This is a genomic window from Kocuria salsicia, from assembly GCF_039532055.1.
GTDB lineage: Bacteria > Actinomycetota > Actinomycetes > Actinomycetales > Micrococcaceae > Kocuria > Kocuria salsicia.
The window spans coordinates 15,801-32,248 of record NZ_BAAARF010000008.1; the positions used below are offsets into that span (position 1 = coordinate 15,801).

General features: G+C 69.3%; 18 protein-coding genes. 3 read left to right on the top strand and 15 right to left on the bottom strand.

Annotated elements, in window-relative coordinates; translation table 11 throughout:
- Positions 1-26: 26 nt before the first annotated feature.
- The 10 genes from ABD264_RS07215 to ABD264_RS07260 form a co-directional block, all read right to left on the bottom strand.
- Positions 27-2,336 (bottom strand): bifunctional anthranilate synthase component I family protein/class IV aminotransferase, encoded by a 2,310-nt coding sequence (locus ABD264_RS07215; RefSeq protein ID WP_344205198.1) that lies wholly within the window; start codon positions 2,334-2,336, stop codon positions 27-29.
- A 152-nt stretch (positions 2,337-2,488) separates the two neighbouring features.
- Positions 2,489-2,701 carry a hypervirulence associated TUDOR domain-containing protein gene (locus ABD264_RS07220; protein WP_259919166.1) on the bottom strand — a complete coding sequence of 71 codons (213 nt, stop codon included), beginning with the start codon at positions 2,699-2,701 and terminating at the stop codon, positions 2,489-2,491.
- Positions 2,702-2,731: 30 nt separating this feature from the next.
- On the bottom strand, positions 2,732-3,751 hold the full coding sequence (locus tag ABD264_RS07225) for an NADP-dependent oxidoreductase (protein ID WP_344205202.1): 1,020 nt from the start codon (positions 3,749-3,751) through the stop codon (positions 2,732-2,734).
- 165 nt (positions 3,752-3,916) lie between these two features.
- Entirely contained in the window at positions 3,917-4,039 is a 123-nt protein-coding gene (locus ABD264_RS07230; protein WP_295109420.1) for a ribosomal protein bL36, read from the bottom strand.
- A 25-nt stretch (positions 4,040-4,064) separates the two neighbouring features.
- On the bottom strand, positions 4,065-5,654 hold the full coding sequence (locus tag ABD264_RS07235) for an ATP-binding protein (RefSeq protein WP_344205204.1): 1,590 nt from the start codon (positions 5,652-5,654) through the stop codon (positions 4,065-4,067).
- Positions 5,651-7,096 carry a glycosyltransferase family 2 protein gene (locus ABD264_RS07240; protein ID WP_344205206.1) on the bottom strand — a complete coding sequence of 482 codons (1,446 nt, stop codon included), beginning with the start codon at positions 7,094-7,096 and terminating at the stop codon, positions 5,651-5,653. The genes ABD264_RS07235 and ABD264_RS07240 overlap by 4 nt, the downstream gene beginning before the upstream one ends.
- A complete protein-coding gene (locus tag ABD264_RS07245; RefSeq protein ID WP_344205208.1) occupies positions 7,083-8,180 on the bottom strand; it encodes a HEAT repeat domain-containing protein in 1,098 nt (365 codons plus the stop codon). Before ABD264_RS07245 ends, ABD264_RS07240 begins: the two co-directional genes overlap by 14 nt.
- Positions 8,181-8,187: 7 nt before the next feature.
- Entirely contained in the window at positions 8,188-8,571 is a 384-nt protein-coding gene (locus tag ABD264_RS07250) for a response regulator transcription factor (protein ID WP_344205210.1), read from the bottom strand.
- Positions 8,572-8,692: 121 nt separating this feature from the next.
- Positions 8,693-9,331 (bottom strand): YdhK family protein, encoded by a 639-nt coding sequence (locus ABD264_RS07255; RefSeq protein ID WP_344205212.1) that lies wholly within the window; start codon positions 9,329-9,331, stop codon positions 8,693-8,695.
- Positions 9,332-9,435: 104 nt separating this feature from the next.
- Positions 9,436-10,053 carry a DUF4396 domain-containing protein gene (locus ABD264_RS07260; RefSeq protein ID WP_224764854.1) on the bottom strand — a complete coding sequence of 206 codons (618 nt, stop codon included), beginning with the start codon at positions 10,051-10,053 and terminating at the stop codon, positions 9,436-9,438.
- A 141-nt stretch (positions 10,054-10,194) separates the two neighbouring features.
- Here ABD264_RS07260 and ABD264_RS07265 point away from each other — a divergent pair, with 141 nt between their 5' ends.
- Positions 10,195-11,115, top strand: coding sequence for a restriction endonuclease (locus ABD264_RS07265; protein ID WP_317582310.1), 921 nt, complete (start codon positions 10,195-10,197; stop codon positions 11,113-11,115).
- 82 nt (positions 11,116-11,197) lie between these two features.
- On the opposite strand, the gene ABD264_RS07270 is transcribed toward ABD264_RS07265, so the two are convergent.
- The 3 genes from ABD264_RS07270 to ABD264_RS07280 all read right to left on the bottom strand — a co-directional run bounded on the left by ABD264_RS07270 (position 11,198) and on the right by ABD264_RS07280 (position 14,660).
- The gene (locus tag ABD264_RS07270; RefSeq protein WP_303106196.1) at positions 11,198-12,163 is read right to left on the bottom strand and encodes a GIY-YIG nuclease family protein; all 966 of its coding nucleotides are present in this window, start codon (positions 12,161-12,163) and stop codon (positions 11,198-11,200) included.
- Positions 12,164-12,186: 23 nt separating this feature from the next.
- The gene (locus tag ABD264_RS07275) at positions 12,187-13,086 is read right to left on the bottom strand and encodes an IS5 family transposase (protein WP_303106195.1); all 900 of its coding nucleotides are present in this window, start codon (positions 13,084-13,086) and stop codon (positions 12,187-12,189) included.
- 281 nt (positions 13,087-13,367) lie between these two features.
- Positions 13,368-14,660 carry an MFS transporter gene (locus ABD264_RS07280; protein WP_344205219.1) on the bottom strand — a complete coding sequence of 431 codons (1,293 nt, stop codon included), beginning with the start codon at positions 14,658-14,660 and terminating at the stop codon, positions 13,368-13,370.
- Between the two features lie 175 nt (positions 14,661-14,835).
- Between ABD264_RS07280 and ABD264_RS07285 the strand changes: the two genes are divergently transcribed.
- On the top strand, positions 14,836-15,309 hold the full coding sequence (locus ABD264_RS07285; protein WP_098055728.1) for a MarR family winged helix-turn-helix transcriptional regulator: 474 nt from the start codon (positions 14,836-14,838) through the stop codon (positions 15,307-15,309).
- On the opposite strand, the gene ABD264_RS07290 is transcribed toward ABD264_RS07285, so the two are convergent.
- Complete coding sequence (locus tag ABD264_RS07290) at positions 15,306-15,518, bottom strand: helix-turn-helix domain-containing protein (protein WP_303106193.1); 213 nt, start codon at positions 15,516-15,518, stop codon at positions 15,306-15,308. The two genes, ABD264_RS07285 and ABD264_RS07290, sit on opposite strands and share 4 nt — an antisense overlap.
- Positions 15,519-15,522: 4 nt before the next feature.
- Complete coding sequence (locus tag ABD264_RS07295; RefSeq protein ID WP_344205226.1) at positions 15,523-16,062, bottom strand: hypothetical protein; 540 nt, start codon at positions 16,060-16,062, stop codon at positions 15,523-15,525.
- A gap of 86 nt (positions 16,063-16,148) precedes the next feature.
- Between ABD264_RS07295 and ABD264_RS07300 the strand changes: the two genes are divergently transcribed.
- Positions 16,149-16,442, top strand: coding sequence for a hypothetical protein (locus tag ABD264_RS07300; protein WP_344205228.1), 294 nt, complete (start codon positions 16,149-16,151; stop codon positions 16,440-16,442).
- The last annotated feature ends 6 nt before the right edge of the window (positions 16,443-16,448 follow it).

Below are 16,448 nucleotides of genomic sequence, written 5' to 3' on the forward strand. Positions count from 1 at the left end.
GGCGCCGTGCCCCGAGCATCCTCACCTCACCGGGTCGTGTCAATGGGGGCGATGCCGCCCGTTCGCCACGGGGCGTCCGCGAGCGCGCGCTGCACCCACACCGTCACGGGCCCAGGGGCCCACGCACCCACACCGTGGATCTCCCCCACGGGCCGGGCACCCCGCAGGGCGTTGGTCACAAACACCTCCGACGCCCCAGCGATGTCCTTGAGAGTGATGTCTTGTTCACGGACCTCGTACCCGGCGGCCCGCAGGGTCGGGAGCACCCGGGCGCGCATCGCCCCGGGCAGGATCCGGCCGTCAACGGGCGGGGTGGTGACCACGCCACCGCGCACCACGAACACATTTGCACGCCCGGTCTCCAGCACCGTGCCGTCCTGGTCCACCAGCAGCGGATCGCACACCGGGGACCACGGACCGGGTGTCGTGTCCAGGGCGCGGCGGTCCGCCCACTTGTGGCGGCCCCACCCGCCGGGCACCACCACCGGGTGCAGCACCCACGGATCCACGGGAGGGGCCGCGCCGGGAGGGTTCAGCGGGGCGTGGGTCATCTCGAGACACAGACTCCCAGCGTTCGGAACTGCCGTGACCCGCAGCCGGTGCGGGCCATCCAATCCGGCGGCACGCCGGAGGACCTGCTCTGCGAGCGCGCCCGGCAGCTCATGGGAGAAGCACGCCCGCACGCTGCTCCCGAGCCTTGCCAGGTGCTCCACCAGCTGCTCGGGACGCCCCTCGCGGACGAGCATCGTGGTGAAGACCCCCAGGGAGGGGTCGGGGGTCGAGCGGATCACGGGCGCGTCCCTCAGCGAGGCTGCCGCGCTCGACGGCGCCCCACCGCCTCCCACGCACGCCGGGGTCGCCACCTCCGAGGACTCCGCGTGCTCACGCCACTCCCGGGACAGCTCGGGCCCGAAGCGGGCGCCGACCGCATCCAGCAGCGGGGCGGCCTTCACGAGGGTCTCGAACGCCTCCCCGTCCGGGTCCGAGTCGGCGACGATCCCGCCACCCACACCCAGGCGCACCGTGGCGCCCGAGAACTCGAACGTACGGATGGCCACGTTCATCGCGAGCCCCGCCACCGGGCTCACGCACCCCACGGCGCCGGTGTAGACGCCCCGGGCCGTGGTCTCCAGCGCGTTGATGATCTCGGTGGCCCTGATCTTCGGCGCCCCCGTGCACGAGCCGGGCGGGAACGTGGAACGCAGCAGGGCGGCGTCGTCGAGCCCGGGGCGCAGCGTGCCGTGGACGTCCGCGACCAGGTGGTGGACGCCCGTGTGCGGCTCCACGCGCGGCACGGCGGGGCTCAGGACGGAGCCGGGGACGCACACGCGGGAGAGGTCGTTGCGCATGAGGTCCACGATCATCACGTTCTCCGCGCGGTTCTTGGCGGAGGCGTGCAGCGCGCGGGGGTCCGAGTCCGCGGGCGCGGTGCCCTTGATCGGGGAGGTCAGCACGTCGCGGCCGGTGCGGCGCAGGTAGAGCTCGGGCGAGAAGCTGGCCACCGCGCCGCCCGGCACGCGCAGGAACGCGGCGAAGCGCGGGCGCAGCCGCTCGTGGCCCGCGCAGAACAGGTCCAGCGGGTCTCCGTCGAAGCCCGCCGTGAGCTCGCGGCAGATGTTCGCCTGGAAGATGTCCCCGTCCCGGATGTGCTCCAGCGCGCGCCGCACGGCCTCGGCGTGGGCCTCGCCGGTCACGGCGGCTTCGAACGGCCCGCACCGGTACGGGCGCGGGGCGCACACCCCGGATGACGACGCCGGGCCGGCCCCGAGCGCCCGCCCCACCGCCGCGATCGTCTCGGCCACCCGGGCAGGGTCCGCTCCGGGAAGGGACTCGCAGAACCAGCGGTCCGCGGCGGCGTCGTGCACCAGGACGTGGTCATAGTGCGCGAGGTGGTGCTCCGGCAGGCCGCCCGAGCGCGGAGGGGCGGGCGGGAGCGACTCGAGGCGACGCGAGAGCTGGTACCCCAGGTAGCCGAGCCACCCGCCGCCGAAGCGGGCGGGATCTTCGGCGGCGCGGCCGAGGGCTGGGGGGCCGAGGCCGCTTGCACCTGGTGTGGCGGGGGCACAGAGGGCGTGGGCGGGAGCGTCGAGATCGTGCCGGTTCCTGCCCGCGCTGGGCGGTGCGGCGCCCTCCGCAGTGCGCACGGCGTCGTCGTCCCCGGAACCCAGTGCGGCGAACGGGTCCTCGTCCGCACCCACCACGCGCGTGGGCCGGACGCCGATCACCGCGTCCCCGTGCGCCCAGTCGCCGAGCAGCGCCGCGAGCCCGGGCTCGTCGCGCAGCGCGCGCAGCATCTGCACGGGACTCACGCGGTGCGGCAGGGCGGTGCGGGGCACGGGTTCCTCTCGAGGGCGGGGCTGGTCGAGCCCATGATACGAACCCACCGCCCCGCGCGGGTGCGCGGAGCGGCGGGTTCGACGAGGCAGGGGCGGGTGGCAGCGGCGTCGCCGTCCCGGGGGCACCCGCGGGGCGCGACGACGCCGCGCGCTCAGTCCTCGGGCGCGGCCTCCAGGGCAGAGGCGTGGTGCGCGGCCCGCGAGCCGGTCTTCTCCGACTCGACCTCGTGCACCGGATCGTCGTCCGTGGCCTTGAACGTCTGACCCTTGAACTCGAACTCGTCCGTGTGCGTGGACCGGACCGTCCCCTGGGTGGGCCCCTGCGGGGTGTTCCACTGGACGCGGTCGCCCGTGCTGAACGCCATGGTGTGCCTCTCCTCAGTGGTGCGCGGTGATCAGATCTTCACGACCATCTTGCCGGTGTTCGCGCCCTTCATCATGTCGATGAAGGCGTCCACGGCGTGGTCCAGGCCCTCCACCACGGTCTCGTCGTAGGCGATCTTCCCGGAGGTGAACCACTCGGTCATCCGGGAGGTGTACTCCTCGGTGACGTCCCAGTGGTCACCCATGGTGAAGCCTTCGAGCATGAGCGAGTTCTTGATGATGTTGCCCATGTTGTCCGGACCGCAGGGGCGCTCGGTGGAGTTGTACTGGCTGATCGCGCCGCACACCGCCACCCGGCCGTGCCGGTTCAGCACGTCCAGAGCCGCCTCCAAGTGGTCGCCGCCCACGTTGTCGTAGTAGACGTCCACGCCGTCCTCGCCCACGGCCTTCGCGAGCTGCTCACGGATGGGGGCGTCCTTGTAGTTGAGCACCGCGTCGAAGCCGTACTTCTCGGTCAGCAGCTTGGCCTTCTCGTCCGAACCGGCGGAGCCGATCACGTACGAGGCGCCCAGCTGCTTGGCGATCTGACCGGCCGCGGAGCCCACGGCACCGGCAGCACCGGAAACGAACACGCGGTCGCCCTCCTTCAGCCCGGCAATGCGGGTGAGTCCGGTGTAGGCGGTCATGCCCGTCATTCCCAGGATGCCCAGGTACACGGACAGCGGGGTGTCCGGGAGCTCCTGGATGGCGGTGAACTCGTCCGCGGAGCCCTGTGCGAGGTCCCGCCAACCGTACTGGTGCAGCACGGGGGTGCCCTCGGGCAGCTTCTCGGAGCGGGACTCGACCACGCGGCCCACGGCGCCGCCGGTCATGGTCTCGTTCAGCGCGAACGGCGGCACGTAGCTCTTCTCGTCCCGCATGCGGCCGCGCATGTACGGGTCCACGGACATGAACTCGTTGCGCACGCGCACCTCTCCGTCCTGCAGCTCGGGCAGGTCCACGGTGACGGTGCGGAAGTTCTCGTGCTCGGGCCACCCCTCCGGGCGGGAGACGAGCTGGATCTGTGTGCTGGTGGAATCGTTGGTAGCCATGTCTGCATCGTGGCACGCCCAGGCGCTTGCCGCAGCAAGGATTCGCGCCCAGCGGACGCTGCCCCCGGTTGCTCGTCACATGGGGCAGCCCAGGAGTAATTTACGCGCCCCACGGTGATTGCCGACGCCGCACGGACCGGCTCCCGGGGGCGCCCCGCGCGCGGCTCAGCCCCGACGAGCCTTCATGCGCCGATTCTTCCCGTTGATCACATCGGTCTTGCCCCGGCGGCGGACCACCTGCGAGCCGGGGACCTGCGCGAGGGAGCGGAGCAAGGTGCGAACCTTCACAGATCCTCCTTATTGGGAACAATTCTCATTCAGGAGAGCAGGACGGAGCATCGGTAGCCACGACCCGCTGCACCGGTTCGCCCTGCTGGGTTGCCAGGGGGAGATTCAGCGTGACGGTGGTGCCTTCCCCCTCCACCGACTCCAGGGCCACGGACCCCCCGTGCTGCTCCACGATGGTGCGCATGATCACGAGCCCCAGTCCCGTTCCGGGCACCTGCTGGGCCGTGGCGTTGGAGGCCCGGGTGAAGCTCGTGAAGAGGGACCCCACCTCTTTCTCGGGAATGCCCATCCCGGTGTCCGTGCACGTCAGGCCGACTCCCGTGCCATCGGGCGTGCCTTCCAGCGTCAGCGAGACGGCACCGTGGGGCGGGGTGAACTTGATGGCGTTACCCACCACGTTGGTGACGGCCCGCTCCAGACGGTCCCGGTCCCCGAACACGGGCCACGAACCGCCCGTGTCCACGTGGACGGTCACCTCGCCCGCCGCGGCCTGGGGAACAAGATTGGTGACCACCCCGGACACGCACTCTGCGAGGTCCAGCACACGGTGGCGCGCCGAGCGGTTCTCCTGGTCCTGGTCCAGCTTGTTGATCAGCAGCAGGTCCTCGATCAGCAGCCGCAGCCGTTCCGTGTTGCGCCGCACCACTTCCAGCACGCGGGCCTGTTCCGGGCCGACACTGCCGAAGTCCCCGTCCTGGAGCATCTCCACATAGCCGCTGATGGACGTGAGCGGGGTTCGCAGCTCATGGTTGGTGGTGGAGACGAACACGGATTTCTGGCGGTTGAGCTCCGTGAGCTGCTCCAGGGTGCGCTCCCGCTGCTCCACCACGTCCCGGGCCTCGCGGGTGAAGGCGTTGAAGGACGCGGCGAGGCCCACCACTTCAAGAGCGCCGTGGGACGTTTCCGCGACGGCGTCGTGATCGCCCGCGCGCTGCCTCGCCACCGTGCGCTGCAGCGCGAGCAGCGGCGCCCCGAGGGCGCGGTCCGCGCGGCCCAGGGCGAGAAACGCCACCGCGATCGACAGCATCGCGGCAGTCACCACGGCGGCCGCGGCCAGGGTCATGGACCGGTTCAGATCCGCTCTGCGCTGCTCCCGCAGGCGGGAGGCGTCCGCCCGGACGTCCTCCAGTGTGCCGAGGGCCCGGTCCATGGCGGATGTCGTAGTGGGCAGGTCCAGAGATCTCCGCGGGGTGTCCCTCCCTGGTTCCCGGGTGAGGCCGAGCCAGGTGTCCACGGACTCGTTCAGGGACCGCAGCTGCGGCAGCCGCCCGGCCGCCACCTCACCCAGGACGTCCTGGGCTGCAGTGAGGTCCGCAGTGGCCTCAGCGTACTCCCGCGCGAAAGCCTGGTCTCCGCTGACCGAGTAGCCCCGCGCGGCCGTCTGGGCGCGCAGCAGCGTGGCCTCCACCTGGTGCGTGGCATCCATCAGGGGTGTGATGGTGGCGCGCGTGGCGGCCACGTTCAACTGCACCGTGTGCAGTCCCCACAGTGCGGTGGCGCCGGTGAAGAGCAGTGCGAGGCACAACAGGGCGAGCACCTGCAGGAGGATGGTGCGCACCCCGCGGTGGCGGACACCGTCCCGCACGCGGGTCACTGCCGGGAAGCGGGCGCTCATCCGTCCACCTCCGTGAAACCCGAACGGGTCATGGTGCCCCACTGCTGGCGGCGCCCCAGCAGGGAGGCCGCCCAGCCCTCCATGCGCCACCACGCCGTGAGCTGGCGGTAGCCCAGGTTCTCCAGGACCACCGCGCCCAGCGTGATGCCCAGGTCCCGCCAGCGGGGGTACTTGTGGTAGCTCAGCTCCTCGATCGTCACGGCCGCGAGGGTCACGATGATCGCGTACGCGTAGGCCACGAGCATGAACAACAGGAAGTACTGCCAGGACACGAGTCCCAGCGCGAAGCCCAGGGCGATCAGTACCAGCCCGGCGAGTTCCAACAGCGGGGCGATCAGCTCGAAGAGCCAGTAGTACGGAACCGCCACGAGACCCAGTCGGCCGTAGCGGGGGTTGAACAGCATGTCCCGGTAGGCCCACAGGGTCTCCCACAGACCCCGGTGCCAGCGCGCCCGCTGCCGCCGCAGCACGGGCAGGGTGCTGGGGACCTCCGTCCAGCAGATGGGCTCCGTGAGAAAGGTGACGCGGTAGGGCCGGCGCTGCCTGCGGAAGGTCCGCTGCAGACGCATCACCAGTTCGAAGTCCTCACCGATGCTCGAGGCGTCCAGGCCTCCCACCGCCACGAGGGCATCCCGGCGGAAGACACCGAACGCGCCGCTGATCAGTAGCAGCGCGTTGATCCGGGACCAGCCTGCGCGTCCCAGGTGGAAGGCTCGCAGGTGCTCCATCACCTGGATCTCCGCGAGCGGCGTGCCCGGCATGCGCACCTCCAGGACACGGCCGCCCTTCACGCGGCACCCGTTGACGGCGCGGATCACTCCCCCGGCGGCGGCCGTGGAGATCGGGTCCTCGATGAAGGGCCGGGACACCGTCAGCAGCGCCCCGGGGTCCAGGATGGAGTCCGAGTCCACGAACAGCACCAGGTCCTCGCGGGCCAGGTTGATGCCCACGTTGATGGAGTCGGAGCGGCCCGAGTTGCGCTTGTGCACCACGGTCAGCCGGGTCCGCCCGTCCCGGGGGACGTGGATGCTCGTGGGGGCCTCCCGTACCGGGACGTCCTCGGGCATCCGGCGGGCCACGGGGACCAGGTCGAAGGCCTTGCGCAGCACCTCGAAGCCGTTGTCGCTGCTGCCGTCGTCCACCACCACGACCTCGTGGTGCGGGTGCTGCAGGGACAGGAAGGATTCCACGGCCACGCGGATCCCCATCTCTTCGTTGTGCATGGCGGTGACCACGCTGATCCCCGGCATGGTCCGCGAGCGCATGAGTTCCTCGCGTCCTGCGAACGGGATCCGCCGGTGGTACGCCACGAAGTCCACCGCGGCGAGCACGATCATCACCAGGTAGGAGGAGTTGATCAGCAGGAAGTAGACGAGCACGGGCCAGGCCACGAACGCGAGCACCGCGGCCACCCCGGTGCGCAACAGCTCAATCCAGTCCACGCGTAGCACTCCTCATGGCGGTCAGTTGCAGGGCGTAGGTGGCCGGCTGCACGGCGGGGCCCGGGGCCTTCGCGAACTCCCGCAGTTGCTCGTGGCCCCGCGGGCCCAGTTCCGTGAGCGCCACGGCCGCCCGTTCGGACAGTCGCGGGCGGGTGTCCGCCATGAGGGGTGCGAGCGCCTCCACCGAGGAGGGCAGGCCGATTGCTTCGAGGGCAGCCACGGCGGCGAGCGCCACGGTCTCGTCCGGGTGACGGGCGAAGCGCGCGAGCAGCGTCAGGTCGCTCGAGCCCCCGATCTTGCCGAGCGCTTCCACGAGGGCCGCGAGCGTGCGGGGGTCCTCCTCGGCAGCGATGTGTTCCCGGACCACGGGTGCCGCTTGCGGCAGTGGGCGGGAGCCGATCACCGTGGCGGCGAGGTGGCGCACGGAAGGCTGCGGGTGCGTCGTCGCCTCCATGACCACCCCGGCCACGGGCTCGTCGAACGTGCACAGGGACTCCACGGCCACCCAGCTCGGGAGCCCGCGCGGGCGACGTCGCGGGGCCACCGCGCGTACGACGGGTCGGGCGGCTGCGCCGTCGCCGATGAGCGTGAGCGCGCGCGCGGCGGCGACCACCACGTCCATGGAACGGTCCTGGAGCAGGGGGACGATCTTGCCGCCCGACTCGCGCTCCCGCATCAACCCGAGAGTCCACGCGGCGTACGCGCGGCGGATCGCCCGACGGGAAGACAGCCCGCGAAGGGCCCAGCTCGAGCGGCCGTGCGAGCGCAGCACCTCGGCGAGGGCACGCGCCGGTTCCCCCTTGACCTTGGAGAGCATCGCGGAGACCGCGCGGTCCACCACGCGGGTGCGCCGGGGGGCCACCGAGGTCAGCTGGGTCAACGCGGAGCGGTCGTTGTCCTCCCCCGAGGCGACCTCGAGCATCGCCGGCCTGAGCTCAGCGAGCAATTGGCGTTCCCTGTGGTCCCGCCACAACCGGCCGGTGCGTGAACCGAGCACCAGGGCGAGCAGGAAGATCGCCGCCCACACCAAGACCCACAACACCCCGGACAACAGCTGGGGGGACACGATGGTCTGGGTGGCCACCGCCAGCTCACCGCCCCCGGCCGAGCATCGAGTTGACCCGGTGCAGCAGCTCGCGCGGGCTGAAAGGTTTGGTCACGTAGTCGTCGGCGCCCGTGTTGTAGCCGTCGTCCACGTCCGTGTCCCGGGCGCGCGCGGTCAGCAGCAGCACCTTGACCCCGTCCAGCCGGTCCATGGTCCGGATCTGCCGCAGGACGTCCAGGCCACTGAGCCCCGGCATCATCACGTCCAGCACCACGAGGTCCGGGGTGAGGTCCTCCAGTGCGGTCAGAGCAGCGCTGCCGTCCGCCACGGCCCGCACGGCGAACCCTGCCTGTTCGAGTTTGAAGACCACGAGGTCCCGGATATCGGGGTCGTCGTCCGCCACGAGGATGGAGAGCTGCGCAGGGCTCACGAGGGCGCTCCGTGTGTCTGGGGGGATGGACACGCTCCGAATCCGCAGCAGCGGAGGAGATGAGGCCAAGAGTATTCGAAGACATACAGGTTGGTGGGAGACGACACCTCGCCCGGTGGAATCAACCGCGGGGCTTCATCTCCTTCTCCACGACCCACTTGTGGTTGGTCATGGTCATGCCGTCCGCTTTGTAGTCCACCATGTAGACGGTCTGGGTGGTGGAGGAGGCAACGGTGCCCGTGGCGCCCTTCATGCCGGGCATGTGGTCCGCCTCGATGGTGACCTCGGTGCCGTCCGCGAGGCGCTCGGAACCGGCACCCTGGAGTTCCTCCTGGACGACCCACTTGTGGTTGGTGACTTCGGGCCCACCGTCCGTGGGGGTGTAGTTCACGGCGTAGGCCACGGTCTTGTAAGCGCCCACCACAGTGGCCGGGGCGCCCTTCATGCCCTCCATGTGGTCGGCGGTCAGCGTGACCTGCGTGCCCACCGGGTAGGTGGGCTTCTCCGCGGCGGCGATGCCCTCTGGGGCGGGGCCGCCGTCCATGGCGTGCATGTGCTCCTGCCCGTGCTCGTGCCCGCCCTGGCTCGCACTGGGCGTGCCACTCGCGGAGGACGACGTCGCCTGGCTCGTCGCGATGGAGGTCGCGCTGGTCTCGTGGCCCTCGTGGGCGGAGTGGTCCGCGGAATCGGAACCGGCGGAGCAGGCGGTGGCGGTCACCAGGATGGCGAGACCGGCGAGGGTGAGGGGAAGTCGACGCATGAGACGGATCCTTTCGGGTGGCCCGCCCGGGTTGCTGGACCCCGGTACAGGCGGGTTTCTGGTGGGAGTACGCGGTGGCAGCGGGGCCCCGCTGTGGTGGTTCCCTACAAGAGGGTGCCGAGGGAGGCGACGAAGCCGCCCAGCATGAACGCGCTGATGCCGTACGCCAGGGGGCGGTTGTCCATGGGGCCACCACCGGAGGCGTGGTGGGTGATGGCGTGGCCCTTGCCGCGGCGCAGCAGGGCCTTGTTCACCGGGTACGCGGCGAAGTACGCAATGACCAAGGAGAGCGCCATGGAGCCCCAGAAGAGGGCGTCCAGCAGGCCGGCGTCCATGGCGCCGGGGACCAGCCACATGACGAGGTTGTCCACGACCTCCATGGTGAGGATGGAGACGGTGTCCGCGGCGAGCACGAGGCGCAGGGCCTGGCCCACACTGATGCCCGAGCGCAGCAGGGGCAGGGAGGACAGGGCGTAGCCGAACACGAAGGCCAGGGCGATGGCCACGGCAGTGCTGGTGACGTTGCCCCACCCGAACACAGTGGCCAGGATCAGGCCGAGGATCTCACCGATGGAGCAGCCGGTGAGGCAGTGGAGGGTGGCGCTGGCGGCCATGTTGGACATGTCGTGGCCTGCGTGGCTGGAGGGGGCGTGGTCGTACATGTCGTGGCCCGAGAGGGAGTCCGAGTGATCGGTGGGGTGGGTGGTGGCGGGCGTGTTCATGCCATCGACTATATACCCTGGGGGGGTATTATTGATATGGTTTTCTTTCCATGCGTTGATCGGGTGCTGGCACAGCCATCTCTACACTGGACAGGTCGCAGTCGGTTGCATGAACTTATTCATACCTCAAGGCGGTTCCACATGACATCCCCTGATGCTCGCCCTACCGAAGTTCCCACGTGGCCGGAGCTCCTGAGGCCCGTTTTATCGGTCATGACATCCGGGGAAAACCTGCACCGCAAGGACATATTTGATCGCGCCGCCGAAGCCGCCGGATTGAGCGACTCCGCCAAGAGTGAACAGTTGAACACGGGCGGCCTCCGATATGAACAGCGCATGCAGTGGGTGTTGAGCCATTTATCCCGCGCAAACCTGGTGGATCGCCCTGCGCGGGGGTACTACCGGCTCAATGATGCGGGACGGGCATGGACCAAGGAACATCCGAGAGGCATGACATTCAGAGAGGCCAACCAATACTTCAAGCCGTTCTGGAGCCCGGAGGTCTCGAAGCAGTCGAACAGCACGACAACGCCAAAGGTGGCAGAGCTAGACCCCCTTGAAAAAATCGACGAAGGGATTAACCAGCTCACGGCCGAGACAGCGGAAGATCTCTTGGAACGCCTGCGCGGCACCCACCCCGATTTCTTTGAGGAGGCGGTTGTGCAGGTGCTTCTGAAAATGGGGTACGGCGGGGCGGACAAACGAGGGCGCCGCATTGGCGGGTCTGGAGACGGGGGTGTAGACGGGGTCATTGACCAGGACCCCCTGGGCCTCGATCAGATTTACATCCAGGCCAAGCGCTACGCAGAGAAGAACACCGTAGGCCGGGAGGCAATTCAGGCCTTCGTGGGCGCACTTCATGGTAAGGGCGCAACGAAGGGCATCTTTATCACCACAAGCACATTTACTGCGGGCGCGAAAGACTACGCCGCAGTAGTCCCCTCTCGCCCCGTCCTCATCGATGGCGAGCGCCTGGTGGCCTTGATGCTCAAGTACCGGGTGGGAGTGCAGGTGAGGCAGACCTTTGATGTCTTAGCCGTAGACGAGGATTTCTTCGAATAGCGATCCCCGCACATCCGCCGCCGCTGAGATGCAGCTCACGCCCGGCCTCCCGAACCTTCAATTACCACAACAGGCTCGGCGATTAGCCGTCTTTACCCCCGCTCATAGATGCGAACACTGTATCGGCGAAAGCATCGTTATGGAACCGTGAAAATGCACCCCGCCCTTTCCGCAGTTGGCCCAGCGCCAGTGATCGTGCGGCACGCAGGACACCGGGGATCCGCAGCAACTCGGGGACGGCATGGAAACCCTCCAGTTCAACCGACCTCACCGTACCCGCTGAGCGGTAACGCCCGTGGGTGGTGACGAGTGCGGTGATCTCGGCCGGCAGATCCCCGTGGGGCCCTATGTTGAGAACCGTGTAGGGCACCCACTCACCGGCATCGCCCCTCCACTCCCCCAGGAACAGCACTTCCACGCTGTGGATGCTGAGGGTGGCCAACCGTCGATTCCGTGGGCCCTTCGAGGTGTGTGGCATGGCCGTCAAGGTCCAGGACGTTCCCTCCCCCACATCCGGCGACGGGATGACCGCGCTGATATAAGCCGCCACGGTAGCCACCACGGCATCACCCTGAGGGTGACACATGAGCTGGTCCAGCTTGTTCCGCGAACGCAACCTGCGGCGCGCAAGGGCAATTCTTTGCGGGTCGACGCGCAGTCCCGTGTAGTCCTCATCCGCTGTCAGCCACTCCGCCTGGGCCTGCTTGTCGATCAGCACGTCCAGACGTGAACTCCCGAGCGGATGTGAGAGGAGCAAGAGGTTGCGTAGGAGGACCCCGTCAGCTTCTCGCGCGGACACGACGGCGCGTTCCATCCGGTCGAGATCCTCTGCAATAACCGGCGCGAACCTCACGGACACGATGTCCGACCACCGTCGGCGATGGTCCATGAAGCGGCGAGGGAAATTCACCGTCTTGCCCACGTACTCCTCGCCATTGGCAAACACGAGGACATAGATTCCATAGGTGAGCCCCGCGTCGAACAACGCAGAGGCCTTAACTCCGGTGGGGGCGTCCCACTCTTTGAAATGTAACGGCGAGGATTCCATGGATCGACTCTAAGTGTCTGTTCCTAAACCTTTCGGGCGAGGCGTTTGCTGGTGGTGCGGATCATCGCCCAGCGCACCATCGCCTCGTGGTGGGCCGGGAGTCGTTCGTAGTCGCGCACGCACCGGCGGTGGGAGGCGATCCAGGCCAGGGTGCGTTCGACGACCCAGCGCCGGGGCAGGACCTGGAACCCGGGCAGGTCGCTGCGCTTGACGATCCGCAGGGTCAGACCGAGAGTATCGCCGGCCCAGGCCACCAGCTTCCCCGCGTAGCCGCCGTCGGCCCACACCAGCCGTACCTTGTGGCGGGAGGCAGTCAACAGCTCGAGCAGTGGCTTGGCTCCGTCACGGTCCTGGACTCCGGCGCCGGTGACCACCACCGCCAGCAGCAGTCCGAGGGTATCCACGATGATGTGGCGTTTGCGGCCGTTGACCTTCTTTCCCGCATCGAAGCCGCGGGTGCCGGCTCCGACGGTGGCGGCCCCGCGCACCGAGGCTGAGTCGATGACTGCCGCCGTTGGCTCCGCGGCCCGGCCGTCGGCGAGGCGGATCCGGTCCCGTAGCGCATCCAGCACACGAGCGGTGGCCCTGGTCTTCTCCCAGGCCGCGAAGTAGTTGAACACCGTGGAGTAGGGCGGGAAGTCCACCGGTAGCGCCCGCCATTTGATGCCGTTGTCCACGACGTAGAGGATCGCGTCCACGATGATCCGTCGGCACCAGGACTCGGGCCGTCCCCCGGCCCCGGCCAGGAACCCCGGGTCGGGCAGCAGTGGCTCGATGATCGCCCACTGGGCGTCGCTCAGATCCGTCGGGTACCGCCGCGCCCGTCGGGGGCGGTGGGCGTGGAGCGGGGCCAACCGACAGCACCGGGGTGCGCCGGCGGTTTCGGTGGTGGTGTCCTCGGGCAGGGTGCGGCACACTTTCATGCAAGGAACTCCTGGGCAGAGCAGCGATCTCGACAATCACTTCTCTACCGGGAGTTCCGCCTTTCTACCACCTGCCCACCCCGCCAGCTCGGCCTCGAGCCCAGCGCCCAGCAGGTTCAGGAACAGGCTCTAAGAGAGGGCACCGCCCGGCGCAGAGGCAACAACGCACGCCCAACCGGCCCCGCGGCGTCGTCGCCCCCCCCCGAAGCAGCCGCGCAACAGAAAGGGGGCCCGCGGCACACGCCACGGGCCCCAAAGAAGCACGGAGGAAAGAGCGAACGTCAGTCCACCGCCAGCCGCCCCCGCTTGGCGTGCGGGTGCCGGCCGTGCACCGCGTGGTACAGCACGGCGGCAACGACTACGAGCACGGCAAGAACCGCGTACATGGCCCCGAAACCGGCGGCGGAGAGCAACAGACCCAGAATCACGGGACCCACGCCCACGCCCACGTCCATGAGCAGCAGCAGCGTGGAGATGCCGGTGCCCAGCTTGTGGGCGGGCACCGCGTTCACGGCGATGGCCTGCGCGGCCGGCATGAGCGTGCCGTAGCCCAGACCAGTCATGGCGCCGGCCACGACCACCTGCCAGTCCTGTTTGGCCACCGCCAGGATGCCCAGGGCCACAGCGAAGCAGACGAGGCCCAGGTAGACCACCACGTTGTCGCCGCGCTGGTCCTGCACCTTGCCCAGCACCAGGCGCATGATCAGCATGGCCACGGCGTACGCCACGAAGAACAGGGCGGCGCCGGTGGTGACTCCGCGGTCCTCGGCATAGGCGTTGAGGTAGGTGATGACGCCCGCGTAGCAGACGCCCACCACCAGCATGAAGGAGCCGATGGGCAGCACTGCCGGGTGGGCGATGTCGCTGAGCGAGAAGGCCGCGCGTTGCTTGTCCACCTCCTGGTTGGCCTGGGCTTCACGCTTGACCAGGGGCTCCCGCAGGAAGACACCCAGCACCAGGCCGAGCACGGCGGTGACGAGGGTCGTCCAGAACAGCCACGTGTAGTTCAGCGAGCCCACCAGGAAGAGCCCCAGCGCGGGCCCCACCGCAGTGGCCAGCGTGGTGCCCAGCGCGAAGTACCCGGTGCCCTCGCCGCGGCGGGAGTCGGGGATCACGGACTGCGCGATCGTCATGACGGCGGTGCTCGCGAACGCGTACCCGAAACCGTGCAGCAGACGCACCCCGATCAGCACGGGCAGAGACCCGGCAGGCAGGTACAGCGCGCACGCCACGGCCACGACGACGAGCGCGATCAGCAGCATCTTCCGGCGGCCAAGGATGTCCACGAGGTATCCGGAGACCAACCGCGCGACGGTCGCCCCCACCACGAACGCGCTGGACGCGAAACCGCCCACGGCGTCCGAGGCCGCAAAACTCTTCACCGCGTACAGCGCCATGGTGGTGACCAGCATGTAGAAGGTCAGGTACTGCAGGAAGTTGACCACCCACGCCACCACGAACGTGGGCGTGACCAGCCGTGCCGGGCCCGCCGAGTGCGCGGGACCGGGCATGGCCTGCTCCACCACAACCGGCAGTTGACCTGTGGGAACGTCGTCCTTCGTGTCGACCGACACGGGCACCTCCTGGAGTTTTCAGATTTGTATAGTGCAAGATAGTACCCCAGGATTTGTATTATGCAATTTTTGCCGACGACGCCGCTCCGCCGCCTTTCCGCCCCGCCTACCGTTGAGAGCTGCCACGGCGGCAGCCCCTCGGAAGCCGTCCACCCGGGGATGAAAGGATGGAACCGTGCACAGCGATGACTCAGTGAGCGAACTCGTCTACGAGAACATGCTGCTCTCGAGATACGCCCTCCAGGGAGCACCACCCCAGTCCCGCCGGGAGGCGCTGGACCGCAGCTCCACCGTGCTCCTCGCCCGCCTGCAGGCCGGCGGCCCCATGAGCGTGGCCGAGCTGGCCCAGTCCTTCGGTCTGGACATCTCCACCGTCCACCGGCAGGTCGCAGCCGCCATGAAGAGCGGTCTGATCGAGCGCATCAAGGACCCTGAGGGCGGCGTCGCCAAGAAGCACCAACCCACCGAGGAGGGCGTGCACCGTCTTGCGGAGGAACTGGAGGTCCGCCGCGAGTCCTACCAGCGTTTCATTGCGGACTGGCCGCAGGAGGACGTCACCGCGCTGGCCCGTCTCACCCGCCGCTTCAACGAGAGCGTGGAGGCCACCCTCGGCCACAGCTGGCCGCGCGACTACCCCACCGAGTCCTAGCGCACGACGCCGCCCGGGCCGTCCTCAGCCCCCTCCACCTCCGTGATCAGCAGCGCTACGTGCAGGGACGTCCGCGACTCCGGATCGTCCAGCGACACCCCCAGCCTGCGTTCCAGCCGGGCCAGCCGCCCGTAGAGCGCCGGGCGGGAGAGGTGGATCCGCTGGGCCAGCAGGCTCTTGTTCCCGCCGCACGCCAGGAACTGCGTCAACAGCTCACGGTTCTCGTGGCGCTCCACGTCCAGGACGCTCCCGGGTTCCGCGCGCGAACATCTGCACGCGCTCGTCCCCGCGCAGCATCGCGAGCAGCCCGCGCAGCCGCACGTCCTGTGCGCGGAGGCACCGCCGCCGAGCGGAACCGGAGCGCACAGAACCGGACCGGGCGGCGTCGTGCCGTGCCGCGCGGTCCGCCACGGTCCCGTCCTGCGAGGGGCCACCTTCCGCGCAACCGTCCCGCACGAGCAGGGACACCGCGGCCTCCGCGATCATTCCGGCCTCGTCCAGGCGGGCGGCCGCGCCGATCATCACCGACTCTGGATCGGAGACCCCTGCGAGCACCCGCCACGCTCCCTCCAGGCGCTGCTCCGCCGCCGTAAGCACCCGTTCCACCACGGCGTCCTGAGGTGTGCGCACGGCCAGCGGCACCAGCACGGCCACGGAGGCAGCGCCGAGACGGCCAGCAAGCGCCGTCGGGCGCTCCCGGCCCAGCGCCCACGCGAGCGCATCGAGCACGGCGCCGCCGCACGCCGCCACCACACGACCTCGGCACCCAGTAGCCGCCCGGCTTCCGCAACGATCCGCTGGACCGGAGCGGCCTCCAGGGTCAGCTGGGTGAAGACCTCGTGGATGCGGCGGTCCGTCTCCAGCTGCTCGAGCTGGCGCGCGGCGATCCGGCGGTGCGCCTCCTGCGTGACGGCCACGAACCGCACTTGGCGGCTCAACAGGTACACGGGCAGCTCCCGGTGAGCGGCCGCCGCGCGCAGCACCCGCACCACGGGCTCCCGCCCGGAGAGCACCTCGACCGCGAGCGCCCCGGTGAGGGCGCCGTGGGCAAGGTCGTGCCGATCGGACCGGCCGTGGTCGGGCCACCGATCATCGTCCTGGCCATCACTTGGCGCGTCATCGTGTTCTTCTAGACCCGC

Excerpts from the sequence above, each read along its gene's own strand:
- ABD264_RS07220 (WP_259919166.1), bottom strand. The coding sequence starts at position 2,701 with ATGGCGTTCAGCACGGGCGACCGCGTCCAGTGGAACACCCCGCAGGGG.
- ABD264_RS07225 (WP_344205202.1), bottom strand. The coding sequence starts at position 3,751 with ATGGCTACCAACGATTCCACCAGCACACAGATCCAGCTCGTCTCCCGC.
- ABD264_RS07235 (WP_344205204.1), bottom strand. The coding sequence starts at position 5,654 with ATGAGCGCCCGCTTCCCGGCAGTGACCCGCGTGCGGGACGGTGTCCGC.
- ABD264_RS07255 (WP_344205212.1), bottom strand. The coding sequence starts at position 9,331 with ATGCGTCGACTTCCCCTCACCCTCGCCGGTCTCGCCATCCTGGTGACC.
- ABD264_RS07260 (WP_224764854.1), bottom strand. The coding sequence starts at position 10,053 with ATGAACACGCCCGCCACCACCCACCCCACCGATCACTCGGACTCCCTC.
- ABD264_RS07265 (WP_317582310.1), top strand. The coding sequence starts at position 10,195 with ATGACATCCCCTGATGCTCGCCCTACCGAAGTTCCCACGTGGCCGGAG.
- ABD264_RS07270 (WP_303106196.1), bottom strand. The coding sequence starts at position 12,163 with ATGGAATCCTCGCCGTTACATTTCAAAGAGTGGGACGCCCCCACCGGA.
- ABD264_RS07275 (WP_303106195.1), bottom strand. The coding sequence starts at position 13,086 with ATGAAAGTGTGCCGCACCCTGCCCGAGGACACCACCACCGAAACCGCC.